At 55.0% G+C, this 24,816-nt stretch carries 18 protein-coding genes, 1 tRNA gene and 6 pseudogenes; 19 read left to right on the top strand and 6 right to left on the bottom strand.

The features are described from left to right. Window positions 1-30: 30 nt before the first annotated feature. Window positions 31-323, bottom strand: a pseudogene (locus HA45_RS07455) (co-chaperone GroES). 194 nt (window positions 324-517) lie between these two features. Continuing rightward, window positions 518-969, bottom strand: a pseudogene (locus tag HA45_RS07450) (FxsA family protein). A gap of 375 nt (window positions 970-1,344) precedes the next feature. Between HA45_RS07450 and aspA the strand changes: the two are divergent. From aspA to HA45_RS07400, 9 genes and pseudogenes are all read left to right on the top strand, one after another. Continuing rightward, a pseudogene (gene aspA, locus HA45_RS07445) lies at window positions 1,345-2,780 on the top strand (aspartate ammonia-lyase). A gap of 117 nt (window positions 2,781-2,897) precedes the next feature. Then, window positions 2,898-4,199: an anaerobic C4-dicarboxylate transporter gene (locus HA45_RS07440; RefSeq protein WP_100704384.1), complete on the top strand. Its 1,302-nt coding sequence runs from the start codon at window positions 2,898-2,900 to the stop codon at window positions 4,197-4,199. Between the two features lie 83 nt (window positions 4,200-4,282). Continuing rightward, window positions 4,283-5,981 (top strand): annotated as a pseudogene (locus tag HA45_RS07435) (protein-disulfide reductase DsbD). Between the two features lie 66 nt (window positions 5,982-6,047). Then, complete coding sequence (dicD, locus tag HA45_RS07430) at window positions 6,048-6,626, top strand: division control transcriptional repressor DicD (protein ID WP_100704382.1); 579 nt, start codon at window positions 6,048-6,050, stop codon at window positions 6,624-6,626. A gap of 280 nt (window positions 6,627-6,906) precedes the next feature. Beyond that, window positions 6,907-6,982, top strand: a tRNA-Phe gene (locus HA45_RS07425). Window positions 6,983-7,238: 256 nt separating this feature from the next. Further along, a complete protein-coding gene (locus HA45_RS07420; RefSeq protein WP_100704381.1) occupies window positions 7,239-7,568 on the top strand; it encodes a helix-turn-helix domain-containing protein in 330 nt (109 codons plus the stop codon). After that, the gene (locus tag HA45_RS07415) at window positions 7,562-8,878 is read left to right on the top strand and encodes a type II toxin-antitoxin system HipA family toxin (protein WP_100704380.1); all 1,317 of its coding nucleotides are present in this window, start codon (window positions 7,562-7,564) and stop codon (window positions 8,876-8,878) included. The genes HA45_RS07420 and HA45_RS07415 overlap by 7 nt, the downstream gene beginning before the upstream one ends. 523 nt (window positions 8,879-9,401) lie before the next feature. Continuing rightward, window positions 9,402-10,913 (top strand): sialate:H+ symport family MFS transporter, encoded by a 1,512-nt coding sequence (locus HA45_RS07405; RefSeq protein WP_100704379.1) that lies wholly within the window; start codon window positions 9,402-9,404, stop codon window positions 10,911-10,913. Window positions 10,914-10,926: 13 nt separating this feature from the next. Next, complete coding sequence (locus HA45_RS07400; RefSeq protein ID WP_100704378.1) at window positions 10,927-11,622, top strand: RraA family protein; 696 nt, start codon at window positions 10,927-10,929, stop codon at window positions 11,620-11,622. A gap of 35 nt (window positions 11,623-11,657) precedes the next feature. Here the strand turns inward: HA45_RS07400 and HA45_RS07395 are convergent, their stop codons facing one another. Beyond that, a complete protein-coding gene (locus tag HA45_RS07395; protein ID WP_100704377.1) occupies window positions 11,658-12,578 on the bottom strand; it encodes a DMT family transporter in 921 nt (306 codons plus the stop codon). Between the two features lie 259 nt (window positions 12,579-12,837). Between HA45_RS07395 and HA45_RS07390 the strand changes: the two are divergent. The 4 genes and pseudogenes from HA45_RS07390 (at window position 12,838) to HA45_RS07375 (ending at window position 16,162) form a co-directional block, all read left to right on the top strand. Further along, window positions 12,838-13,676 (top strand): annotated as a pseudogene (locus tag HA45_RS07390) (transporter substrate-binding domain-containing protein). A gap of 9 nt (window positions 13,677-13,685) precedes the next feature. After that, window positions 13,686-14,387: a 5-oxoprolinase subunit PxpB gene (gene pxpB / locus HA45_RS07385; protein ID WP_100704375.1), complete on the top strand. Its 702-nt coding sequence runs from the start codon at window positions 13,686-13,688 to the stop codon at window positions 14,385-14,387. Then, window positions 14,384-15,370, top strand: coding sequence for a 5-oxoprolinase subunit C family protein (locus tag HA45_RS07380; RefSeq protein ID WP_100704374.1), 987 nt, complete (start codon window positions 14,384-14,386; stop codon window positions 15,368-15,370). Before pxpB ends, HA45_RS07380 begins: the two co-directional genes overlap by 4 nt. A gap of 21 nt (window positions 15,371-15,391) precedes the next feature. Further along, window positions 15,392-16,162: a 5-oxoprolinase subunit PxpA gene (locus HA45_RS07375; protein ID WP_100704373.1), complete on the top strand. Its 771-nt coding sequence runs from the start codon at window positions 15,392-15,394 to the stop codon at window positions 16,160-16,162. A 63-nt stretch (window positions 16,163-16,225) separates the two neighbouring features. Here the strand turns inward: HA45_RS07375 and HA45_RS07370 are convergent, their stop codons facing one another. Next, window positions 16,226-17,428, bottom strand: a complete 1,203-nt coding sequence (locus HA45_RS07370) for a pyridoxal phosphate-dependent aminotransferase (protein ID WP_100704372.1) — start codon at window positions 17,426-17,428, stop codon at window positions 16,226-16,228. A gap of 455 nt (window positions 17,429-17,883) precedes the next feature. Here HA45_RS07370 and nac point away from each other — a divergent pair, with 455 nt between their 5' ends. From nac to HA45_RS07340, 6 genes and pseudogenes are all read left to right on the top strand, one after another. Beyond that, window positions 17,884-18,807, top strand: coding sequence for a nitrogen assimilation transcriptional regulator NAC (gene nac / locus HA45_RS07365; protein ID WP_034826712.1), 924 nt, complete (start codon window positions 17,884-17,886; stop codon window positions 18,805-18,807). 164 nt (window positions 18,808-18,971) lie between these two features. After that, on the top strand, window positions 18,972-19,331 hold the full coding sequence (locus HA45_RS07360) for an acetyl-CoA carboxylase biotin carboxyl carrier protein (RefSeq protein WP_128598908.1): 360 nt from the start codon (window positions 18,972-18,974) through the stop codon (window positions 19,329-19,331). A 131-nt stretch (window positions 19,332-19,462) separates the two neighbouring features. Continuing rightward, complete coding sequence (locus HA45_RS07355) at window positions 19,463-20,215, top strand: SDR family oxidoreductase (protein ID WP_100704370.1); 753 nt, start codon at window positions 19,463-19,465, stop codon at window positions 20,213-20,215. A 22-nt stretch (window positions 20,216-20,237) separates the two neighbouring features. Beyond that, a pseudogene (locus tag HA45_RS07350) lies at window positions 20,238-20,932 on the top strand (amino acid ABC transporter permease). A gap of 5 nt (window positions 20,933-20,937) precedes the next feature. Beyond that, the gene (locus HA45_RS07345; protein WP_100704368.1) at window positions 20,938-21,693 is read left to right on the top strand and encodes an amino acid ABC transporter permease; all 756 of its coding nucleotides are present in this window, start codon (window positions 20,938-20,940) and stop codon (window positions 21,691-21,693) included. A 9-nt stretch (window positions 21,694-21,702) separates the two neighbouring features. Beyond that, window positions 21,703-22,440: an amino acid ABC transporter ATP-binding protein gene (locus HA45_RS07340; RefSeq protein ID WP_100704367.1), complete on the top strand. Its 738-nt coding sequence runs from the start codon at window positions 21,703-21,705 to the stop codon at window positions 22,438-22,440. Window positions 22,441-22,489: 49 nt separating this feature from the next. Here HA45_RS07340 and HA45_RS07335 read toward each other — a convergent pair whose 3' ends face one another. Together HA45_RS07335 and HA45_RS07330 are read right to left on the bottom strand one after the other, a co-directional pair. Further along, window positions 22,490-23,659, bottom strand: coding sequence for a Gfo/Idh/MocA family protein (locus HA45_RS07335; protein ID WP_100704366.1), 1,170 nt, complete (start codon window positions 23,657-23,659; stop codon window positions 22,490-22,492). 10 nt (window positions 23,660-23,669) lie between these two features. Continuing rightward, window positions 23,670-24,593: a TIM barrel protein gene (locus HA45_RS07330; protein WP_100704365.1), complete on the bottom strand. Its 924-nt coding sequence runs from the start codon at window positions 24,591-24,593 to the stop codon at window positions 23,670-23,672. Between the last annotated feature and the right edge of the window lie 223 nt (window positions 24,594-24,816).

Genomic DNA, 24,816 nt, shown 5'->3' with positions numbered 1-24,816 from the left:
AATTCGTTTCGTTCAGTGAAATACGCGTAATTACGCTTCGACAACCGCCAGGATGTCGCTTTCAGAGATGATCAGCACTTCTTCGTTATCGATTTTTCAGTTTTGGCACCGTAGCCTTCGCTGAAGATAACCAGATCGCCAACTTTCACGTCCAGTGGCTTAACATCGCCGTTTTCCAGGATGCGGCCTTTGCCAACAGCCAGAACTTCACCGCGGGTTGATTTGCCAGCTGCAGAGCCGGTCAGAACGATACCGCCAGCAGATTTAGCTTCAACTTCTTTACGCTTGACGATAACGCGATCGTGCAACGGACGAATTTTCATTTGGTAGCTCTCCTTTGAGAAGTCCAATCATTCAGTTTTTTGGGTTGAACCGGACTGCATGGCTTCCGGCCTCGTGGAGAGAGAGATAGGGTCAATAAATGGGCTTTCAAGGGGCAGAAAATAAAAAATTTTCGTTTGTGTAACAGTTGGCGAAAAAGACAGCAAAAAGGGCGACTATTGCCGCCCTTCTCTGATTAACGATCTTTATCGTGGCCGATTTTATCCTGATCTTTACGCTCGTATTCGCCATCCATCGTAAAGCCGCTATCAGGACCGGCACCCGGCCCGCGCCACACGCGCAAGTGGGGCATCAGTTTCAATGTCAAATGCTTCTGCACCGGGGGCAGCAGCAGCAATAAGCCGAGGAAATCGGTAAAGAAGCCAGGCAACAGCAGTAAGAAGCCCGAAATGATCAGCGATACGCTTTTGGTCATCTCAGCGGCTGGGCTTTCATTACGCGCCAGCTTTTCCTGCATCAAGCGGAAATTCTTCATACCCTGGTTCTTCACCAGCGACACACCAATGCAGGAGGTGAAGATCACCAGCAGCATGGTCAGCAGCACGCCGAGCGCGTGTGCCACCTGAATGAAAATTGAGATCTCAATCCAGGCCAGAACAAAAAAATCACCAACGGTATCCAGCGCACCGATATCTCCTGTGAGTAGGGCTGCCTCGCTTCTTGCCAGGCAGCAGAAAGGGATGGTCTGCAAGACCGTATTGATAGAGATGGGCATCTCAACCCGCGATTTCAACCGATCCTGCCAAATTTTTCCCACTGACTTAAAATTGCGAACTACATCACATATCGTTATTACCGCTGGGCCAGTAAATGCCCGTAAAGTGATCTGTGCACAAACAATTCTGTAACAACAGAATATGATCGTGCCCGCCAGCCCGAAGATGGATAATATGTCGGTGCGGGTATTCCACGACAACATAATCGCTTCACCTGCACAGTGATTGCCGCCCGACCATCCCGGTCGCCCGGCACTAACACCGCAGAAATAATAAGAAGGTAATCATGGCGAACAACATTCGTATCGAAGAAGACCTGTTAGGCATGCGCGAAGTTCCGGCAGACGCTTACTACGGTGTTCATACTCTGCGTGCGATTGAAAACTTCTACATTAGTAACAATAAAATCAGTGACATACCGGAATTCGTTCGCGGTATGGTGATGGTGAAAAAGCAGCCGCGCTCGCGAATAAAGAGCTGCAAACAATCCCTCGCAACATCGCAAACACCATTATTCAGGCCTGTGATGAAGTGCTGAATAACGGTAAATGCATGGATCAGTTCCCGGTTGACGTCTATCAGGGCGGCGCGGGCACCTCGGTCAACATGAACACCAATGAAGTGCTGGCGAACATCGGTCTTGAGCTGATGGGCCACCAGAAAGGGGAATATCAGTTCCTCAACCCCAACGATCATGTGAATAAGTGTCAGTCTACCAACGATGCTTATCCCACCGGTTTCCGTATCGCCGTTTACGCGTCCATCCTGAAACTGCTCGACGGCATTAGCCAACTGAGCGAAGGCTTCCAGCGTAAAGCGGTCGAGTTCGAAAACATTCTGAAGATGGGCCGCACCCAGCTGCAGGATGCGGTACCGATGACGCTGGGCCAGGAGTTCCATGCATTTAACGTATTGCTGAATGAAGAAACCCGCAGCATTCTGCGTACCGCAGAGTTACTGCTGGAAGTAAACCTCGGCGCCACGGCCATCGGGACTCGCCTCAACACGCCAGATGGCTATCAGCAGCTGGCGGTTCAGCGTCTGGCGGAAGTCAGTAATCTGCCAGTGGTACCGGCTGAAGACCTGATTGAAGCGACCTCGGACTGCGGTGCATACGTCATGGTGCACTCCGCGCTGAAGCGTCTGGCGGTCAAGCTGTCGAAGATCTGTAACGACCTGCGCCTGCTCTCTTCAGGTCCGCGTTCGGGCCTGAACGAAATCAACCTGCCAGAACTGCAGGCGGGCTCATCGATCATGCCAGCCAAAGTGAACCCGGTGGTGCCAGAAGTGGTGAACCAGGTGTGCTTCAAGGTTATCGGCAACGACATCACCGTGACCATGGCGTCAGAAGCGGGCCAGCTGCAGCTCAACGTGATGGAACCGGTGATTGGCCAGGCGCTGTTCGAATCGATCAGCATCCTGACCAACGCCTGTTTCAACCTGCTGGAAAAATGCGTTAACGGCATCACGGCTAATAAAGCGGTGTGCGAAGCTTACGTGTTCAACTCCATCGGTATCGTCACTTATCTGAACCCGTACATCGGCCACCATAATGGCGATATCGTCGGCAAGATTTGTGCGGAAACCGGCAAGAGCGTCCGTGAAGTGGTGCTGGAGCGCGGTCTGCTAACCGAAGCGGAACTGGATGACATCTTCTCCATCCAGAACCTGATGCATCCGACCTACAAAGCCAAACGCTACACCGACGAAAACGAACAGTAATCCGTTCCGGATCAAGTCGCAAAAAAGCACGCTTGTATACAATACGGCGTGCTTTTTTCTTATTGGCGGCTACAACTTTAAGGGTCTGGATTTCCTCCCGGCTCAGGAGCGGAACGAATGGTAGTAGTGGAATTATTGATTGTCCTGCTGGCAATCTGGCTGGGTGCACGTTTAGGCGGCATCGGCATTGGATTTGCCGGCGGTTTAGGTGTGCTGGTGTTGACGCTGTTCTGCGGCATGAAACCGGGCGCGATTCCCTTCGATGTGATCGAAATTATCATGGCAGTGATTGCCGCGATTGCCGCGATGCAGATTGCAGGCGGACTCGATTACATGGTGGGACTGGCCGAGCGTCTGCTGCGCCGTCATCCGCGCTACGTCACCTTTCTCGCTCCTTTAGTCACCTATGTCATGACGCTGCTGGCGGGTACCGGCCATACGGCCTTTTCTACCTTGCCGGTCATCGCTGAAGTCGCCAAAGAACAAGGCGTGCGCCCTTCACGTCCGCTATCCATCGCGGTGGTGGCCTCCCAAATTGCCATTACCGCGTCGCCACTTTCAGCCGCCGTGGTGTTCTTTGCCTCGATCCTGGAGCCACGCGGCGTCAGTTATCTGGCCCTGCTCGCGGTCTCGATCCCTGCGACGATGGCCGCCATCTTCTGTGCTGCCATTTTTACCAGCTTCCTCGGCAAAGAACTTAAAGATGATGAGGTATACCAGGCTCGCCTGGCCAAAGGCGAAGTCACGCTGCGTGGGGAACATGTCTATGAGATTAAACCCGGCGCCAAACGCGCGGTCGGGCTATTCCTGATCGGTATAGCCGCCGTGGTGCTGTATGCCACCGCGATCAGCGATAGCGTTGGGCTGATTAGCAATCCGGTCCTGCCGCGCAACGAAGCGATTGTGGTGTTTATGCTCACCGTCGCCACCTTGATTTGTTTGACCTGCAAAGTCGATACCGGCGAAATCCTCAGCGCCAGCACCTTCAAATCTGGCATGAGTGCCTGCATCTGCGTGATGGGTGTGGCATGGCTGGGCGATACTTTTGTCAAAGCCCATTTGTCGGACATCCAGACCGTGGCGGGGGGAATGTTGCAGAGTTACCCGTGGATGCTGGCCTTGGTGTTGTTCTTCGCCGCCACCCTGCTCTACTCACAGGCCGCGACCACTAAAGCGTTAATGCCCGCCGCGCTGATGCTGGGCGTGTCGCCGCTGGCGGCGGTAGCTTCGTTTGCCGCGGTGTCAGCTCTGTTTGTACTGCCGACCTATCCCACCTTATTAGCCGCAGTCGAAATGGATGACACCGGTTCGACCCGAATCGGCAAGTTTGTGTTTAATCACTCCTTTATCATTCCCGGCGTGTTGGCGATTGCCTTCTCCGTGGCGTTTGGCTTCCTGTTTGGCAGCCTGATTCTGTAGCGCCGTTACATCCTGAAAACCTCGTGGCGAGGCGGCCGTGCTATCATCGCGGCTCATTCGCCACCGGAGCTGATTACATCCTCATGGCTGCACGACTTTCTCGCCTGATGGGCCTTTGCCTGGCGCTGCTGTTTTGCGTTTCAGCGCACGCTAATATCTTCTCACCGAACAACAACAGCCGCTTTGTGCCGGTGGATCAGGCGTTTGGCTTTGATTTCAACCAGCAGGGCAACCAACTCACACTGAGCTGGAAGGTGAAAGACGGCTACTACCTGTATCGTCAGCAGATTCATGTGACGCCGCAGAAAGCGCAGATGGCACCCCTGGCCCTGCCGCCAGGACAGCCGCATGAGGATGAGTTCTACGGCAAGAGCGAAATATATCCCCAAGATTTACAGGTGCCGATCACTCTGCATCAAGCTGAGTCAGGTGCCACGCTCACCGTGACCTATCAAGCTGTGCCGCCGCTGGATTCTGCTATCCGCCCGAGACCCGTTCGGTGCCGCTCAACCCGGTTGCCGCCAATCACGATGCTCCCGCCGTTAATGCGCAGCCTGCGCAACAGCGCACGCCACTGCCGTTTTCACCGCTGTGGGCGCTGCTGATTGGCATCGGCGTTGCCTTCACGCCGTGCGTATTGCCGATGTATCCGCTGATCTCCAGCATCATTCTCGGTGGTCAGCGCCGCTACTCTGCTGGTCGCCTGTTCGCGCTGGCGATGGTGTATGTGCAAGGGATGGCACTGACTTACACCGTGCTCGGCATGGTGGTGGCCGCCGCGGGCTTGCGCTTCCAGGCGGCGCTGCAACATCCTTACGTATTGATTGGCCTGTCAGCGCTGTTCATCGCGCTGGCGCTATCGATGTTTGGACTGTTCTCACTGCAACTGCCTACCAGCCTGCAAACGCGCCTAACGCTGTGGAGTAATCGCCAGCAAGGTGGTTCGCTGCCGGGTGTATTTATGATGGGCGCACTGGCGGGATTGATCTGCTCGCCCTGCACCACCGCGCCGCTCAGTGCCATCCTGCTGTATATCGCGCAAAGCGGTAACCTGTGGGCTGGTGCAGGCACGCTGTGGCTCTATGCCTTCGGGATGGGCCTGCCGCTGATTGCCGTGACGATGTTTGGTAATAAGCTGCTGCCAAAAAGCGGACCGTGGATGCAGAGCGTTAAAGAAGGCTTCGGCTTTGTGATTCTGGCACTACCGGTGTTCTTACTGGAACGAGTACTCGGCGATGTCTGGGGCTTGCGCCTGTGGAGCCTGCTCGGCGTCGCGTTCTTTGCCTGGGCATTCAGCCTCAGCTTGCGCGCTAATGGCAAGTGGCGCATTTTACAAATCATCATGCTCGCAGCAGCGCTGGTGGCCGCTCGTCCGCTGCAGGATTGGGCCTTTGGCAGCAGCGCTAGCGTACAATCTGTGGCACATCTGCCGTTCAAAACGGTGGCCAGCAGCGAGCAGTTGGATAGCGCACTTCAGCAGGCACAAGGTCGCATCACCATGGTCGATCTTTACGCCGACTGGTGCGTCGCCTGCAAAGAGTTCGAGAAGTACACCTTCAGCGATGAAGGCGTACGTGCCGATTTAAGCCAGATCCAGTTACTGCAAGCTAACGTCACCGCAAATAATGCACAGGACAACGCTTTGTTGCAGCATTTGCAGGTGTTGGGATTACCCACCATTCTGTTTTTGATGCGCAGGGAAAAGAAATCCCCGGCTCACGCGTCACCGGCTTCCTGAATGCCGCCGACTTCCGCACGCATTTGCACAATCTGTCGCGTTAAACGACACTGGTTCCAGGACACTGCCCGTTCGTGCGCGAGCGGGCCCGCACTCCAGAGGAGAGTCACTTGCAACGTGAACAGATTCTTGAGCATGCGCTGAATGTGCTTGAGCAAAGCGGCCTGGCCGCCACCACATCACTGCATCAATTGGCCGGAGAGACCGGACTTGATGCAGAACATTTAGAGCGTTTTTGGCCCGACCGTGACGCGTTGTTGTATGACGCGCTGCGCTACCACGGTCAGCAGATTGACAGCTGGCGCCGCCAGATACAGCTCAATGAACATCTCACTGCCCAACAAAAATTGCTGGCGCGCTATGACGTGTTATCCGAACACGTGAGCAAAGGCCGTTTTCCCGGCTGCCTGTTTATCGCCGCCTGCAGCTTCTATCCACAGCCGGATCAACCGGTGCATCAGATAGCTGAGCAACAAAAACGCAGCTCATGGCAGTTCACCCATGAGATTCTGGTGGATTTGGCCCTGGATAATCCGACGATGGTGGCCGACCAGATGGAGCTGATTCTTGAAGGTTGTCTGAGTAAGTTGCTGGTGAAGCGTAACGTGCAGGATGTCGCCACCGCCCGCCGTCTGGCAGAAGATGTGTTGAGTATTGCGCTGTGCCGGCAGAATGGGGCACTGGCCTAAACTGTCGCGGGCGACCCTTAGGCCCGCGCATCACGCAGGTCATGCAGGTCATGCAGGTCATGCAGGTCATGCAGGTCATGCAGGTCATGCAGGTCATGCAGGTCATGCAGGTCATGCAGGTCATGCAGGTCACTCAATACTGAATACCGCTTAACCGCCAGCGTGCATGTTGAGATTTTGCACGGCCTGCCTGAAAAGCAAGCAATCAGTCACGATTGCTACGCTTTTTTGACGAAAGCCGTTGACGGCTGAAAGCCATTAAGGTTTAATGCGCCCCGTTGCCCGGATAGCTCAGTCGGTAGAGCAGGGGATTGAAAATCCCCGTGTCCGTGGTTCGATTCCGCGTCCGGGCACCAACATTCTGAAAACCCAGCTTATGGCTGGGTTTTTGCTTTTCTGCGTTTGTCGTTTCCTGCCTTGCTACCTAATTAACACCTCTTCTCCTTTTATGTCCCACATTGAGGACTTAAATTGCCTTTAAGCGGTATAAAGTCCAATAAATGGGACACTATAAGGCATCCGTTTTTTATGGCATTAACTCTATAAAGTCCTATAATTTGAACATTAAACGCTTACCTGGCGATAAAGTGCCTTAATCAGGACCTTAAACAGATGACTATTCGTTCCGCATCGGCTTTGGCAGAAGAAATCGGCCTGCGACTTAAGCAAGCCCGTCTTAACCGTGACTTAACGCAGACGGAGGTTGCTGAGCGTGCAGGTGTTGCACGTAAGTCTGTGCTCAATGCTGAAAAAGGAAAAGTGCCGTTCGATGTCTTTATCGCCATCATGGTAGCGTTGGATCTCACCGAAAAGCTGGAGCTGTTTCTGCCGCGTCAGGAAATATCCCCGATTCAACTAGCAAAGTTGCAGGGTAAACAAAGGCGTAGAGCTTCAGGGCAACGTAAGGACAAACCGCTCATGGAGGAGAAATCAGAATGGTAATGGAAGTTATCAATGTTACCTATGCACAACAAGAAGTGGGTGCGGTGAGTTTTGATTCAGAAAAAGGATCGGGGGCGTTTGAATATGCACCCAACTTTATTAAACAAGGAATAGAACTTTCCCCACTCAAAATGCCGCTGGCAACACAAATCTACAGTTTCCCTGAACTTGCGTTTACAACCTTTAAAGGGCTACCCGGTTTAATTGCCGACTCGTTGCCCGATGATTTTGGTAACGCAGTACTCAATGCCTGGGTCGCGGGCCAGGGTAAACTTCCTGCCGACATTACGCCATTGCAACGACTGCAATACACAGGCAAGCGCGGTATGGGTGCGTTGGAATACACGCCGGCGACAAAACTTCGCAGTCTCAATGCCTCAAACCCGATTGAAATAGCATCCCTTGTCGTCATTGCACAGGAAATCCTTGATGCCCGAGGAGCCTTCTCAACAACACTTCATCGAGACGGAGATGAAGATCGTGAAGCCATGCTTTCGCTGCTATCAGTAGGCATGAGTGCGGGTGGAGCAAGACCTAAGGCGGTTCTCGCATTTAATGAAGATTTCACCCAAGTGCGCTCTGGCCAGGCCACAATTCCGGATGATTACACACACTATCTGATGAAATTTGATGGCGTGAGTGAACATAATCGCAACCAGGAAACCTTTGGTGATCCATTGGGATTCGGGGCCATGGAGTACGTTTATTATCAAATGGCAACAGCCTGTGGTATCGAGATGATGCCTTCGCAATTATTGTCGGAAGGTCATCGCCGCCATTTCATTACTCAGCGCTTTGACCGTATTGGAAATCAGAAGATCCATGTACAGACCCTGAATGGACTGGCGCATGTCGATTATAAAAAGCCTGGCTCATTTTCTTATGCAGAGCTGTTCAGCGTAGCGCGAGAACTCAAGCTTCGCGTGCGTGATGCAGAACAGCTAATAAAAAGGATGGTCTTCAATATTGTGGCACGCAACCATGACGATCATGCCAAGAACTTTGCTTTCATGCTGAAGGACAACAAATGGCAATTGGCTCCAGCTTACGATCTGGCCTACAGCTATAAACCCGGAAGTAAGTGGGTTAACAGCCATTGGATGACATTGAATGGTAAACGCGAGGATTTCACCCGCAATGACTTCTACGCTTTAGAGAAAATAAGCCCACTATTCAGCAAGCGTAATCTGGATCGGATCATTGAAGAAACAGTCGAAGCGGTGGCGCAGTGGTCACTTCTCGCTCGTGATCAGGAAGTGCCCAATTCATTGATTGCCGAGGTCAGTAACAACCTACGTTTATCACTCTGAGTCCTGGCTATTTCAGCTTAATTGTCTAATAGCATTGTCCCGGGTTTGATAACACATGAGCAGTACTCATGAGCTCATGCCAATTGCCCCTACAGCCATCAATGGCCTTCCCCGTTATGCTTGCCGCATCAGTCATTCCTCAAGGCGGAAAGTACAATGAAAGAGATTATGGTGGTTATTGGCGCGGGTGCGATTGGACAAGCCATCGCGCGTCGCGTGAGTCAGGGCAAAACCGTACTTCACTTTCCCTGAAGGTGGATAAAATCCTGTTGGAATTAAAAAACAACTCTCCAGTCATATTATAAATATATGCCACCATAACAAAACCCAATAAAATTAATTATCAGTGAGTTAAAAACCCGCCTAATAATATTTCGTGATCCTCACTTCGTTAGCCGTAACACAAACTCCGTAACACGTTTATTTCCCGTATTCTTGCTCAAACAGAACAATAACCTCTGATCACAGACTGTATTTTTCAGTCTGGATCCCCCTACGCTGTAAATAGCATCCGGAGTTTGTCATGGCTGAAGAGACAATGGCTTTGCCCTGGTATAAGCGGCTTAATCGCCAGCAATGGAAAGCCTTTTGGGCCGCCTGGATGGGCTATATGCTGGACGGATTTGACTTTGTTATTATCACATTAGTGCTTACCGAAATAATGGCGGAATTTAAGGTCAGCACCGCTGAAGCAGCCGCATTAATTTCGGCAGCCTTTATCCTCCGTTGGTTTGGCGGTTTAGCACTCGGCGCCATGGGCGATAAATACGGACGTAAAAGCGCCATGATCACCAGCATTATATTATTTGCCGGTGGGACCTTTGCCTGTGGCATCGCACCGAATTATACGTGGATGTTTATGGCGCGTATTTTGGTCGGAATTGGCATGGCGGGTGAATATGGCACCAGCTCGGCTTATGCTATCGAAACCTGGCCAAAAGACATGCGTAATAAAGCCAGTGCTTTCCTTAACTCGGGCTTTTCCTCAGGCGCCATTTTATCGGTGTTAGCTTATAGCTGGATCGTGCCGCTGTGGGGCTGGCGTGCGCTGTTTTATCTCGGCATCATCCCGGTGTTCTTTGCGTTGTGGCTGCGCCGCGCGATTCCAGAAGCGGAAGAGTGGGCTGCCGCAAAAGCCAGAGCCACAAAACCCACCGTCACCATGGTGGATACCCTATTTCGAGGCCCCAATCGTCTACGCAACACGCTAAACATTTTGCTGGGATTGCTGGCAGCAGCGGCGCTTTACTTCTGCTTCGATCATCAAAGCTCGGGCCTCGTTACTGCCGTATTAGCCGTGATGACCGCCGGCATATTTATCAGTTTTCTGGTGCAAAGCGGGGGCGATCGTTGGCCGACTAGCCTGATGCTAACCGTGACCATCGTGTGCGTATTTTTGTATGGCTGGCCAATCCACGCCCTGCTACCTACCTACTTAAAAACCGATCTGCACTACTCGCCCGAAGTGGTCGCACTGGTGTTTTCTTTCAGCCGCTTTGGCATGGGGCTCGGATGTTGCGTGGCGGGTATTGCTGCCGACCGCATCGGCACACGCAAAACCTATGTCCTCAGCCTGCTGGTCGCCCAGGTGCTGATCATCCCGGTATTTATGCTCAACGGATCGAACGTCTGGCTACTGTGCCTGCTGATCTTCCTGCAACAGCTGTTTAGCCAGGGCGTTGGTGGCCTGCTGGCGAAAATGATCAGTGGTTATTTCGATACCGAGCAGCGCGCTGCCAACCTCAGTTTTATCTACAACATCGGTTCACTCGGCGGTGCGTTGGCTCCGGTATTAGGCGCGCTGATTGCTCAGCACGCCTCACTGGGCGGCGCGTTGGGCGGGCTCTCTTTTGGTCTGACGTTCGTGGTGATGCTGCTGATTGGCTTTGATATGCCTTCACGCGTGCAGCGCTGGCTAAAACCGCAGGCGTTGCGCCATTACGACACCGTGGATGGCACGCCCCTTTCCGGTGCCTTCACTCGGGAAGAACGCGAGAACCCCTCTCTTACCCCTATAAACCCAGGTAAATCCTGACAGGAGAAATAAAATGACCGCAGGAAATCGTATTTATCTACGTCGCCCATCCGATGCCGAGCCATTGCTGGAAGCGTTCCGCCGTTTACCCGCAGCGGTAGTGGCGGACTGCATGAGCCGTTTACCGGCGCTGTCAGCGGAAATCAGCCTGAAAACCGCGCCTAAAGCCCCCATCATGTGCGGCCTGGCGGTCACCGTGAAGGCACGATCCGGCGATAATCTGATGCTGCACAAAGCGTTGGATATGGCCGGGCCCAACGATGTCATCATCCTGTCGAACGAGGGCGATCGCAGCCAGTCACTGATGGGCGAAGTGATGGCAACTTACGCTAAACAGCGCGGTATGGAAGGCATTGTGCTGGATGGCCCGGTGCGGGACATCGATGGCTTATCACGCATGGATTTCCCGATTTATGCCGCCGGACACACGCCAGGCGGCCCGTTCAAAGATGGCCCTGGCGAAATCAACGTGCCGATTGCCTGTGGCAAAATCCACGTCTCACCGGGCGATATCGTGCTGGGCGATGCCGATGGCGTAATTGTGATTCCGCGCCAGGATGCCGCGCGGATTCTCGAAGCTGCGCAGGCCTATTTAATTGTGGATGAGCATAATTTCGAGCTGGCAAAAACCGGTTCACTGGAGCGCGGATGGCTGGCAGAAACGCTGCGCAATAAGCAGGTCGAAATCATCGATGACGTTTACCGTTAATGTGATGCCGTAAGGTGTGGCCTTTATGCCGCACCTTACGGCGTGCTGCTCGCCATCGCTAATTTGCGCTGGCGATTCTCTCGCCACACCGCAAATATCCCGGCCAGTGCCACAATCGATGCGCCAAATAGCGTTGTCGATCCCGGCAAGCTATGCAGGAACAGATAGCCAATCAGCATTGACCATACCAGCGTGGTGTAATCAAAGGGGGCGAGCAACGAAGCATCGGCATAACGCAGGCTCAGCGTGACCAAAATTTGCGCCAAACCGCCAAATAATCCACATCCCACCAGCAGCAGCCATTGCAGTCCGTCCGGCTTTACCCAGCCAAACAGGGCGCTGGCCAGGCCAATTAGCGTGGTCATCACCGAAAAATAGAACACAATCGCGCCCGGCTTTTCGATGCCGTTGAGGAAGCGGATCTGCACATTCGAGGTCGCCGTACAGAGTGCGGCAGCCAAGGCAAAGGCCACGCCCAGACTGGCCGTGGCACTGCCGGCACCTCCTGCGAGCACACCGCCGCTGGCCGCGAGACTGGAAGAGAGCATAATCAAAATACCCGACAGCCCAACAACAACCGCTACCCAGCGCGATACGCGAACGCGTTCCTTAAGCAGCATCGCTGCCATAATCACGGTGAACAACGGTGCGGCATAACTGAGTGCGGTCGCATCTGCCAGCGAGATATATACCAGAGCCAGATAGTTAAAATACATGCCACCGGTGCCGGAAAATCCGCGGATGAAATGACCAAACAGATTACGTGTCTTGAGGTTTTCCAGTATGTTGCCCTGGATTTTCAGCCAGATTAACAGCGGAAACAGCGCGATAAAGCTGCGGAAAAAAATCACTTCACCCGTGGGGATGGCACCGTTAAGGCCTTTGACACAGGCCAGCATCAGCGTGGCGCACAGTGCGGCCATTATCTTCAGTAATACGCCTAATCGGGGATTCATGCTTTGACTCTTCTCTCTCTACCACGTGCAATCGGCAGGATTGCCGAGAGGACAACGCGTTTCACACTAGGGAGAAAAATGTGCGCTGGATAACACTTTTTCGCTCTGCCTGAATAGAAATAACTTATTGCCGGGGGTCATATCATTTCGCTATCGCATAACACGCTTTCCCTCTTTTTCGACGTAAAACAAAGCCGATATAGTCCAGAAAAGCGATATTTTGCGCTCTGAGGCAGTATCCACCACTGAGGGAATGCACATGACCATGAAAAGACTTACCACCATTGGGTTGGCACTGCTGCCGTTGCTGGCTGTTTCAGCGGCGCAGGCAGACATGATGGCGAACATCAAATCCAGCGGTGAGCTGAAGTGCGCAGTCTATTCTGACGTGCCGCCCTTCTCTTCGCCGGATCCAAAGACGCGTCAGTTGGTGGGCATGGATATTGATCTGTGCACCTCACTGGCGAAGCAGATGAACGTCAAACTCACGCTGGTCCCGACCTCTGTAGAAGCCCGTATTGCGGTGATTGCCACCGGTCGCGCCGATGTGCTGATCGCTAACCTCGCCTACACCAAACGCGCGGCAACCAGATCCAGTTCAGCGATCCATACTACGTGGCGAAAGAGATGCTGGTGGTCAAAGCCCCGCTGGCGGATAAGTCACTGGACTTCTTCAAAGGCAAACGCATCAGCGCCACCAAGGGCACCACCTCTGAGCAATCGATCCACATCAAAGGTGGCAAAGCGGTGACCTTCCAGGATACGGCATCCGCCTTCCTGGCACTGGAGCAGAACAAATCTGTGGGCTTCGTGACCAACACCATGACCGGTATTAAAACCATCGCGCAGGCGAAAAAAGACGGCATTGAGCTGGCGATGGTGAAAGAGCCGATGGCGCTGGAGCCGATTGGTATTGGCATGAAGAAAGATGAGCCGGCACTGCTGGCCAGCGTTAACAGTGGCCTGAAAGCGATGGACGATGACGGCACTATCGACAAAATCTGGGATACCTGGATTGGGCCGAAAACTGAATACAAAATGGTGCGTGAAGAGCGCGTACAACCGCTCTCCAGCCTGAAATTTGAACCACTGGAATAGTGATCGGTGATGTCGCATTCTGATATCCAGCCCGCCAGCGCACCCGCGCTGGCTTGTTCCTCCACGATTACCCTTTCCACCATCGGTGCTCGCGCATGGCTGGTGGAAGCGCCGGGTGGATTCGATCTTTCTGCTCAGCGCCGCATCTGGTCCCTGGCGCGTCTGCTGCAGGCAGATGAAGCGGTAGAAGCGCTGATCCCTGGCGTCACCAATTTGCTGGTGCTGTTTCGCCATATCCCGCGTGATGACACGGCGGTGCGCGCCAGCCTGCACGCAGCCTGGGATCAGGCGCAGTCGATCAGCCCACAAGGCAAACTGATTGAGATCCCAGTGCATTACGGAGGTGAACACGCGACCGATCTGGATGCGGTATGCCGCCATACCGGATTCAGTGCGCGCGATGTAGTGCGCCGCCATCATCAGAATGAATACACGGTATTTGCACTGGGCAGCGCGCCAGGCTTCGGCTATCTGCACGGACTGGATCCGCAGCTGGCGACACCGCGCAAAAAAGTCCCGTCTCTCAGCATGTTGAAAGGCACCGTCACCATTGGTGGGGCACAAGCCGGTGTTTCAGCGCTGACCGGCCCCAACGGCTGGAACGCCATCGGTTTTGCCGAGCTGGAAGTGTTTGATCCTCTGGCGGAATCGCCTGCACTGATGGCTCCTGGCGATCGTATTCGTTTTCTGCCGCAGAGGATTGAACTGTGATCGAAATTGAACAGAGCGGTGCCCTAAATACGGTTCAGGATCTGGGGCGTTTCAACTTCCGCCATATGGGCGTCTCGGTGAGTGGTGTAATGGATCCGCTGGCACTGCGCGCCGGAAATCTGCTGCTCGGCAATGAAGAAAATGCCGCCGCCATTGAAGTGCAGCTGTTCCCGTTTCGCGTACGATTTTTGCAGGACAGCAGCATCGCCGTAACAGGCGCTGACTGCCGTGCCACCCTAGACGGTGCGCCGTTACCGCCCTGGTGGGGCTGCGGCGTGCGTGCCGGACAGGTGCTGGAATTGCGTTACCCGCGCAGCGGTGCTCGTGGCTACCTGTGTATCGCCGGCGGTGTTGATGTGCCGCTGGTGCTGGGTTCGCGCAGCACGGCGCTGCGCGGCGGTTTTGGTGGTCTGGAAGGCCGTCCGCTGCAGCGTGGCGACCGCCTGGCGCTGGGTGAAACGCACGCTTCACCGCTGCCCACCAGCGGTATCGGCATTGAGCCGCCCGACAGCGCCCTGCGCGCCCATTTTCCGCGCAACAGTGCGGGCGAAATCCAGCTGCGCGCCATTCCATCGGGCGAATATCCCTTGTTCGCTGCCGATGCCGGTCGCTTCTGGCAGCAGTCATGGCAGGTGTCCAATCAAAGCAATCGCACCGGCTATCGACTGGCGGGCGATCCGATTTTCCCGTCACAAACCATTGAGATGCGATCTTACGGACTGATCCCTGGCATTGTGCAAGTGCCACCCGGCGGCGAGCCGATCATTCAGCTCAGTGATGCCAACACTGCTGGCGGTTATCCCAAGATCGCTGGCGTGATCGAGCAGGATCTGTGGCGTTTAGGACAAGTGTTACCGGGCCAATCGATCCAGCTGATCCAGAGTGATACGCGTGAGGCCATTGCCATCGAGCAAGAGGTCGCAGGCTGGCTGAGCCGCTTACGGGTGAGCTGCCCACCGCTGCGTAAAGCATTAACCGCATAATTTTCCAAAGGAACCCAAACCATGAAGATTGATGTGAACTCCGATATGGGCGAAGGCTTTGGCGTTTATCAGCTGTGTGATGACGCCGCGCTGATGAAAGTGGTCTCCTCAGCCAATATCGCCTGCGGATTCCACGCCGGCGATCCCGCGATCATGACCAACATGGTGCGGCTGGCGAAAGAGAATGGTGTCGGCATTGGTGCGCATCCGGGCTTGCCCGATCGTCAGGGCTTTGGTCGTCGCGAGCTGCCGTTCAGTGCCGAGGAGATTTGCCAGCAGGTCGCTTATCAACTCGGGGCGCTGACAGCGATTGCTCAGGCAGAAGGCACGAAAGTGTCTCACTTCAGTTTCCACGCCGCGATGGGCAATATTGTTAATCGCGACGAGGCATTAGCGCAGCAGGTCATGGCGTTGGTGGCCCGTATCAATGCGGATCTGATTGTGTTCGCACAACCCGATACCCTCATTGAGCGAGCGGCACAGGCAGCGGGCCTGAAAACTCTGACGCTGTTCCTCGCCGACCGCGCCTACGATGCGCAGGGCCGTTTAGTCCCGCGCGGCATTGCTGGTTCAGTGATCAAAGAGGAAGCAGCGTTGCGGGCGCGCGTACGACAGTTTCTGCAGCATGGCACTGTCACCACCTTTGAAGGGGAAGTGATAGCCGTGCGCGCGCGTTCGATTCTGGTGCACAGCGACACGCCGGGTTCACTGGCGCTCGCCAGCATCGTACGCAGTGAAATCGAAGCCAGCGGCCATCAGGTGGCATCGGCGGCAGAAGTGCTTGCTCAGTAACGTTTTTAAATCGCCCAAATAAAAATGGCTGCCCATCGGCAGCCATTTTTTTTCGCCTTCCGTTTAACGACAGCCAGCGCAGAATGCCGCGATACGATCGCAGCCGGTCTGCAAGCGTTCCATGCTGGTGGCGTAAGACAAGCGGAAGTAAGGGCTCATGCCATACGCAGCGCCCTGCACTGTTACCACATGCTGCTCTTCAATCAATGCCAGCACAAAGTCAGCATCGTTGCTGATGAAGCGGCCACCGGCGCTGGTTTTGCCAATCAGCCCTTCAATATTCACGAACAGATAAAACGCGCCCTCTGGCTTATGGCAGCGTAGGCCATCAATCGAAGTCAGGCGCTCCAGCACGTAATCACGGCGTTCACGGTAAATGCGCGCGCGCTCTTGCAACAAATCCTGTGGGCCTTCCAGCACCGCCACCGCTGCCGCCTGCGTCAAGGTACACACACCACCGCTGTTCTGCGTGTTCACATTGCTCATGGCTTTAATTAATGGCGCAGGACCCCCGCAAAAGCCCAGACGCCAGCCTGTCATCGAATAGGCTTTCGACACGCCGTTCACCGTCAGCACGCGGTCATACAAGCGTGGCTCAACCTGCGCCAGCGTATAAAAACGCACATCGTCATAGATCAGATGTTCATAGATATCATCCGTCATGATCCACACCTGCGGATGGCGCAGCAGCACGTCGCCCAACGCCTGCAGCTCGGCTTTGCTGGCAACCGAACCAGTTGGGTTGCTCGGATAGTTCAGCAGCAACCACTTAGTCTTATCGGTGAACGCCGCATCCAGATCCGCTGGCAGCGGTTTAAAGCCGTTCTCTTGCGCACACGGCAGCGGCACGGGCACCCCGCCTGCGAATTTCACGATATCGGCATAGCTGATCCACGATGGCGTAGGGATCACCACTTCGTCGCCCGGATTGATGGTCGCCATGATGGCATTAAAGATGATCTGTTTCGCGCCGCCCGCCGTGAGAATCTGGCTGACGTCATAATCCAGCTGGTTATCGCGTTTAAATTTCAGCTGAATAGCTTTGCGCAGGGCAGGCGTACCGTCGGTGGGTGGATAGCGCGTGTCGCCCTCACGTGCAGCGGCATATGCGGCTTCAATCGCATGTTGCGGCGTAGGGAAATCCGGTTCGCCGGTAGAAAGTGCTACCACATCAACGCCCTGGGCCGCGAGATCGCGTGCTTTTTGGGTCATGGCAACGGAGGCGGAAACGGTCACATTCTTTAATCGATCGGCTATCTCGGGCATGGTCAATCCTGGGTTCGGGGGAGTCAGTTTCCCCTGAGCATAGGATTAGGGCCGAAGCCACGGATAATAGTGCTTTGTTGTGGTGATATAACACAAAGCGATGACTGGACCGACTGCACACTTTTGCCATAAAGGCGGGAAATTGGCACGGAATTGCGCGACAGGTCACGCCCGCACGCCTGACGAAATGTTAATAAAGTGTTACCTTCTTTCCCGAGTTATATCCCGAACCCACGATTTTCCTTGCCCGTCATTGGCAATGCTGATGGGTCAACTGCACTCATTCGGTGCAGCGCTGCAATTTTCAACACCCGCCAAGCCGGCGGCTCACTAGCTCAGCACCTGCCTCAGGAGGCCCGGTAGCCGTACCCTCCTGTCTGAGTTCAATAACGAAAGCTTATCCTGGCATCAACTTTGCTTGAGGAGGATATGCGTTCTGTTTGAGGGAAGTGTCCATGAATCTTCGTCGCCTGAAGTACTTTGTTAAAATTGTTGACGTCGGTAGCCTGACGCAAGCTGCCGATATCCTGCATATCGCCCAACCCGCACTGAGCCAACAGCTGGCCACGCTGGAAGGTGAAGTGAATCAACAGCTGTTGATTCGCACCAAACGCGGCGTCACGCCCACCGAAGCCGGGAAAACACTCTATTCCCATGCACAGTCCATTTTGCGCCAGTGCGAACAGGCGCAAAGTGCGATTGATCTGGTTGGCGCAGCGCTAAGCGGTAGCGTCTCTGTCGGGCTGGCTCCCGGCACAGCAGCGCAAAACCTGGCGCTCCCGCTGATGATGGAAGTGCAGCAGCAGCATCCTGGCATCGTGCTCTATTTCAACGAGAACTTCGGCACCACGCTGAGCGAGCTGATCATGAACGGGCGTATGGACATGGCGGTGATCTACGATCATCGCACCATCCATGGCCTGCGCTTCATGCCGCTGATGAAAGAAGATCTGTGCTTCGTTTGCCCGTTCAGCCTGGCCAAACCGGTCAAAGAGATCCCGCTGTCGCAGGTTGCGCAATATGATCTGTTCCTGCCCCGCATCTACAACATCATGCGTAAAGTGCTGGATGACGCCTTCGTGCAGAACAATCTGCAGTACCGTGTGAAGTGCGAGATCGAATCACAAACCACCCTGAACGCGGCACTGAGTGCCGGTCTGGGCACCACCATCATGCCGGAATCCGCCGCACGCGCGATGCTGAAAAATGGGGATACCTGGATGGCGAAGATCATCGAGCCGGATGTGCAGGCCTCGCTGTCATTCTGCATGTCGGATCATCTGCCGCTGTCCCAGCCTGCCGAAGCGGTGAAATCCATTCTCTTGTCCCTGATGTCGCGTCGCAACGTGGAGAACCATCCGCTGACTCTGGTGGGATAAGACCCGCTTATCACCGCAAAGCGAAACCCTCTTACTGCCCGTCTCACGAACGCGCTAGATTAATCTGGTCTGTTGCCCGCTCCGGCGGGCGTGCTTCGCTTTGACGGGAATCCCATGGAAAAACCGCGATACCGCTGCCGACGCTGCGCGCGTTGGCGCGCAAAATGCAACGTTCTGGTCTCAAAAGCCTGGCGTTAGAGGGCAAACAGTGGTCGGTTCGTCTGACGTTTGCGCCTGTGCCCGCTTTACCCGTCATGCCGACGGAGGAAACCCCGCCCATCACACAGGTTATCGGCGCGCCGCTGCCCGGTACGCTGCTACGCCGTCATCCGCACAGCCAACAGGATTTTGTTCAGCCCGGCCAGCAGGTCGCACCTCAGGATCTGCTGGCATTGGTGCAGGTTGGTCCGCTGTATGTACCGGTGCTCAGTCCCATCAAAGGTCGCGTACAGCAACTGCGTGTTGAGGCAGACTCAGCGGTTGAATACGACGAAGAAATCCTGACTATTCAGATGGATAAATAATTAGCAATCCGGTTATAAGGGGCTCTTATCGCCTCACAGTTTTTATGTCTTATGCCCTTGCGGCATAACTGCATAAAGTCAAAAAAGACCCATTACGCCGGGGACACACCTGGCGAGACGAGGAAACACAAATGCCATTTTCAGATTACAAAACCGCGCTGGTGACCGGCGCATCGGCTGGCATGGGCGAAGCGATTGTTGAGCGCCTGTGCAAAGAAGGGATCACCGTGCACGCGGTGGCGCGCCGTAAAGAGCAATTGGCGGCGCTGGCCGACCGCACTGGCTGTATTCCGCACGCGGTCGATGTCAGTGATGTCGCGGCACTCACTGCGCTGTGCAAAGACCTGGAAATCGACATTCTGATTAACAACGCGGGCGTTTCACATCCTGGTTCGATTCTTGATGCCGACGAAAACGTGGTGGAAACCCAGGTCGATGTCAATCTGCGTGCCGTGCTCCACCTGTGCCGCTTGCTGGTGCCGGGCATGATGGCGCGCGATCGTGGCCACGTGTTCAACATCACCTCAATTGCCGCCATTTACAACTTCAATGGCAACTCGGTGTATCACGCCACCAAAGCCGGTGTGCACGCCCTGTCGCGCCAACTGCGCGTGGACTGCTATGGCAAACGTGTGCGCATCACCGAAATCTGCCCAGGCCGCGTCGCCACCGACATCTTCGGTAACGTTTCAGGCGATCACGATGATGCGCGTCGCCGCTTTATCGATGGCTTCGAACTGCCAGAGGCCAAAGATATTGCCGACTGCGTGGCTTTCGCGCTGTCTGCCCCGGTCGCCGTCAACATCGGCAACATCGAAATTACCCCGACGCTGCAAGTGCCGGGCGGTCTTTCCACAATGCGACCGGGCGACCGCACCGCGTAATACCGTACGATGAGGTAACTGTATGGCACTTGATTTCAGCAGTGTGATAACCGGCCACTACGGCCAGATGATCGTTGACGGAACGGTGGTCACCCTTGAACTGGCGTTGGGTGCCTGGCTGCTGGCGATGGTTCTCGCCCTGCTATTGGTGGTGGTCCGCCTGACGGAGAATCGTATTGCCGTTGGGCTGGTTAAGGCGTATGTCTCCTATCACCGCAATGTGCCAACGTTGATTCAGTTGATGATGTGGTATTTCGCCATTCCCACGCTGCTGCCGGAATCGGTGCAGATGATGATCGTTGATTACAACGCCGAGTTTTATTCTCTCTTATCGCCCTTGGGCTGTGCCAGGCCGCCTATTTCTCTGAAGATATCCGCAGCGGCCTGCGCGCCATTCCGGATGGACAGAATGAGGCCGCCCGCGCGCTCGGCATGAGTTATGTGCGCGCCATGCGCTCGGTGATTTTGCCGCAGGGCGTGCGTAACGCGCTGCCGTCGGTGGTCAATCACACCGTGCTGCTGTTTAAAAACACCAGCCTGGCGATGGTCATCGGCGTGGCGGACCTCACCTATGTGACACGTGATATCGAAAACCAAACCTTCCGCACCTTCGAATCCTACTTAGTGGCCACCGTGGGTTACCTGTTCTTCTCCCTGCTGCTGATGGGCTTGGGCGCGCTGCTGGCCCGCCGCTTCCAGCGCGTTTACGCGAGGTAATGGCGATGTTTGAGATCTTCACCATTTTGCATGACAACGGCATGCTGCTGTTAATGGGCCAGTACCCCAACGGGCCGCTGGGTGGCGTACTCTGTACGTTAATGATTTCCGTATTAGCGGTGGTGCTGGCCTTCCCCATCGGGGTGATGCTGGGACTGGCGCGCCTGTCACCGTGGCGCTGGCTGAGCTGGCCCGCCACCTGCTGGGTTTATCTGCTGCGCGGCATTCCACTGATGATGGTGGTGTTCTGGACCTATTTCTGCGTCCCGCTGCTGATTGGCCACAACATCAGCGGCTTTGCCACCATGCTGTGTACGCTGGTGATTTACGAAAGCGCCTATATTGCCGAAATCGTGCGTGGCGGCATTCAGGCACTGCCCCACGGCCAGTATGAAGCGTCTCGTGCGTTAGGCATGAGCCACATGAAAACCCTGCGTGTCGTGATTCTGCCGCAGGCGCTGTTCAACACCCTGCCAAGCCTGGTGAGCCAGCTGGTATCGATCATTAAAGACAGTACGCTCGGCTACGTGATTAACGTGCCGGAGCTGACCTTTGCCGCCAATCAGGTGAGCAACCAGCTGTTGACCAAACCGTTTCAGGTGTTCGCCATTGTGGCGATGAGCTACTACATCATCTGCTTCAGCCTCACCTGGCTCGCTAACAAACTTGAAGCGCACATTGCGCAGAAACGTCGCCAACCGCCGCAGGCTAATCCCAGCGTAGCGCCCGCGGTGATGCTGACTAAAACCTCTTCGCAATAAGGAACCACTATGAGCCCGATGATCATGTTTAACCAGGTCAACAAATGGTACGGCGCGTATCAGGCGCTGACCGACCTGAGCGCCGAAATCAATACCGGCGAAGTGGTGGTGGTGTGCGGTCCTTCTGGATCGGGAAAATCCACGCTGATTCGTACCGTCAACCGTCTGGAACCGATTGATAACGGCCAGATCGTGTTTGATGGCACCGATATTCACGGCAGCAGCACGCGGCTCAATCAACTACGTACCCGCATTGGATTTGTGTTCCAGAGCTTCAACCTGTTCCCGCACGTGTCGGTAGCAGAAAACATCATGATGTCACCGATGAAAGTGCTGGGTGTTAAACGATCTGAGGCGCGCAAACAAGCGGGTGAACTGCTGGAACGCGTTGGCTTGTCGCATAAAGCCGATGCCTATCCGGCACAGCTGTCAGGCGGCCAGCAACAGCGCGTGGCGATTGCTCGTGCGCTGGCGATGAAGCCGCCGGTGATGCTGTTTGATGAACCGACGTCCGCGCTCGATCCCGAAATGGTCGGTGAAGTATTGTCGGTGATGCGCAGCCTGGCGCAGGAGGGCATGACCATGATGTGCGTGACGCACGAAATGAATTTTGCTCGCGAAGTGGCGGATACCATCTGGTTTATGGATCAGGGACAGATTCTCGAAAAATCCACCCCAGAGAAGTTCTTCACTCAGCCCCAGCACCCACGTGCCCAGCGCTTCCTGAGTGATTTGCGCTCGCATTAATGCATCCCGGTCGGCAGTGCTGCCGACCGGGATATTCACTTCATATTAATCAGCAATCCACCCACACCGCACCGGCATCCGCTGACTGCACGCACTGCTCAACCCAGCGCACGCCCATTAAACCGGCATGTACATCCGGATACCAGAAGTCAGCCAGGAACGCTTCATCACCGCGGTCGGTGGCATCCATTGCCAGCGCAAAACGGCGATAGAGATTCGACCAGGCTTCAAACAGCCCTTCCGGATGACCACCACCGATGCGGTCGTCGGCCAGGGCGTTTTTATGCAGATAGCCCATACCACGATCCAGAATCTGCAGCGGCTCGCCCTGCACTTCATAACGTAACTGGTTCGGCTGCTCGTCCCACCACTCCAGACTTGCTTTCTCACCAATCACGCGCACTTTCTGGCCGTGCATCGAGCCACAGTTCACCGCCGAGGCCCACATGGTGCCGACCGCACCGTTGTCGTACTCCATCATCACAAAGGCGTTATCTTCCAGTGGCGCACGGGTTTTCACGAAGCTCTGCCGGCTACACAGCAGACGTTTCACCTGCAGTTTCGGCACCATAGTTTCGGCGATAAACAGCGGATGAGTCGCCAGATCCCCCAGCACATAGCTGGGGCCGACAAAGCGTGGATCGACGCGCCACTTGGTGCTCTCGTTCTGCAACTCAACTGCTTCGTTATGGAAGCCGTGCGCGAACTGCATATTGATAATGCGGATCTCGCCGAGCAGCCCTTCCGCAATCATCTCGCGCGCCTGATGGATCAGCTGGTGTCCGGCATAACCGTAGGTCACGCCAATGATCTTCTTCTTCTCGGCGCAGAGTTTTTCCAGTTCGTCCGCTTCTTCCGTGGTGAAGCACAGTGGCTTTTCACACACCACATGCAGACCGGCATTGAGCGCCGCACGGCAGATGGTGAAATGGGTATTGTTCGGCGTGGCGATGGAAACGGCTTCGATGCCGTCTGCACGCGCCGCTTCCGCCGCAAACATCGTTTCGTAATCGGGATAGCAGCGATCCGCGTCGACGCCCAGCGATACGCCAAACGCACGGCCGCGTTCGGCGTTAAGATCAAATGCACCCGCCTGCAACACGAAATTGCCATCCCGCAGTGCCGATGAACGATGGATATAGCCAATCTGGCTGGTGCCACCGCCGCCGACCATACCCCAGCGCAGTGAACGATCCAGAGCTTTGATGCCGTTAATCATGATGTTCTCCTTAGAATCCGACTGATTGCAGGTAGTGAAGGCTGGCGGTGACGTCGCGCAGGCTGGTGTCGGCATGACGCGGATCGCGCTCCTGCTCGATAGTGATCCAGCCCTGATAGTTTCGCTCCGCGAGGAACGCCCGCACCGCCGGATAATCAATCGCTCCTTTGCCAATCGGGCACATCACCCCTTCGGCGCAGGCGGCAAAGAAATCGACGCCGCGCGCAATCACATCGCGCCAGACCGCATCATTCACATCTTTAAAGTGCAGATAATCGATGCGATTCCAGTAACGGCTCAGGTAAGGGATCGGATCCATGCCGGAGTAATAGAGATGCCCGGTGTCGAGGCACAAACCGGCCACCTCGTGCGGAATGTCCTGCACCAGCTGCTCCAGCTCGTCGGCGAACTCAATGCAGCCGCCCGCATGCGGATGGATCACCGCACGCACGCCATATTCATCGCGAGCAATCTGGCTCAGGGTGATGATGTGCTGCATCATGCGCTGCCACTCTTCGCCGGACAAACGCGGCGCTTTGTCTGACTGACCGGCAAATTTCGCACGCTCAGGATTACCGAAATCAATAATCACCAGGTAAGGCGCGGGCAGATTTTCCGCGTGGGTTTTCTCTGCGGTAGGGACCTGCGACAGGTTGCGACAGATGTTGTGTGCCAGCTCAACCATCGCCGGGAAATTGGCTTCGCTGACCAGATCGTCAAAGATCGTGCCTGCCACCAGCGAAAGCTGATGGGCTTCCAGCTGGTGACGCAGTTCAGCGGCATCGGTCGGCAGATAGGTCCATGGGCCCAGCTCAATACTTTGGTATCCGGCCTCAGCGGCTTCGCGGAGGACTTTTTGCCACGGTGGCAGGAAGGGATTTTTCGGATCGTCCACGCCCCAGCTACAGGGTGCGTTAGCAATATGAATTGTCATGATCGTTCCTTGCGGTAAGAGATAGCGCAAGTATCAAATAAATATTTCACCTTCAGCAATCATGAAACTTTCATTTTTTGATAGCGATCATATTATTTATCATCACAAAAATGATAGATTAACTATCAAATTCATAGCTGGCGCGACTTCCAGACGAAGGAGGCTGGCCACCACGGCACAACACATTGTTCCTCCCTCAGCTCATTGGCATTCCCATTTGCGT

It is taken from the genome of Pantoea rodasii, from assembly GCF_002095465.1.
In the GTDB taxonomy this organism is placed as follows: domain Bacteria; phylum Pseudomonadota; class Gammaproteobacteria; order Enterobacterales; family Enterobacteriaceae; genus Pantoea; species Pantoea rodasii.
This window is presented reverse-complemented; position numbering and strand designations above follow the sequence as displayed.

What these genes read in the sequence shown, in the direction of transcription:
- HA45_RS07395 (WP_100704377.1), bottom strand. Translation starts at nt 12,578, where the DNA reads ATGAATCCCCGATTAGGCGTATTACTGAAGATAATGGCCGCACTGTGC.
- HA45_RS07330 (WP_100704365.1), bottom strand. Translation starts at nt 24,593, where the DNA reads ATGACAATTCATATTGCTAACGCACCCTGTAGCTGGGGCGTGGACGAT.
- HA45_RS07340 (WP_100704367.1), top strand. Translation starts at nt 21,703, where the DNA reads ATGAGCCCGATGATCATGTTTAACCAGGTCAACAAATGGTACGGCGCG.
- HA45_RS07360 (WP_128598908.1), top strand. Translation starts at nt 18,972, where the DNA reads ATGCAACGTTCTGGTCTCAAAAGCCTGGCGTTAGAGGGCAAACAGTGG.
- HA45_RS07405 (WP_100704379.1), top strand. Translation starts at nt 9,402, where the DNA reads ATGGCTGAAGAGACAATGGCTTTGCCCTGGTATAAGCGGCTTAATCGC.
- HA45_RS07375 (WP_100704373.1), top strand. Translation starts at nt 15,392, where the DNA reads ATGAAGATTGATGTGAACTCCGATATGGGCGAAGGCTTTGGCGTTTAT.
- HA45_RS07440 (WP_100704384.1), top strand. Translation starts at nt 2,898, where the DNA reads ATGGTAGTAGTGGAATTATTGATTGTCCTGCTGGCAATCTGGCTGGGT.
- HA45_RS07415 (WP_100704380.1), top strand. Translation starts at nt 7,562, where the DNA reads ATGGTAATGGAAGTTATCAATGTTACCTATGCACAACAAGAAGTGGGT.
- HA45_RS07355 (WP_100704370.1), top strand. Translation starts at nt 19,463, where the DNA reads ATGCCATTTTCAGATTACAAAACCGCGCTGGTGACCGGCGCATCGGCT.
- HA45_RS07345 (WP_100704368.1), top strand. Translation starts at nt 20,938, where the DNA reads ATGTTTGAGATCTTCACCATTTTGCATGACAACGGCATGCTGCTGTTA.
- HA45_RS07400 (WP_100704378.1), top strand. Translation starts at nt 10,927, where the DNA reads ATGACCGCAGGAAATCGTATTTATCTACGTCGCCCATCCGATGCCGAG.
- pxpB (WP_100704375.1), top strand. Translation starts at nt 13,686, where the DNA reads ATGTCGCATTCTGATATCCAGCCCGCCAGCGCACCCGCGCTGGCTTGT.
- HA45_RS07420 (WP_100704381.1), top strand. Translation starts at nt 7,239, where the DNA reads ATGACTATTCGTTCCGCATCGGCTTTGGCAGAAGAAATCGGCCTGCGA.
- nac (WP_034826712.1), top strand. Translation starts at nt 17,884, where the DNA reads ATGAATCTTCGTCGCCTGAAGTACTTTGTTAAAATTGTTGACGTCGGT.
- HA45_RS07335 (WP_100704366.1), bottom strand. Translation starts at nt 23,659, where the DNA reads ATGATTAACGGCATCAAAGCTCTGGATCGTTCACTGCGCTGGGGTATG.
- HA45_RS07370 (WP_100704372.1), bottom strand. Translation starts at nt 17,428, where the DNA reads ATGCCCGAGATAGCCGATCGATTAAAGAATGTGACCGTTTCCGCCTCC.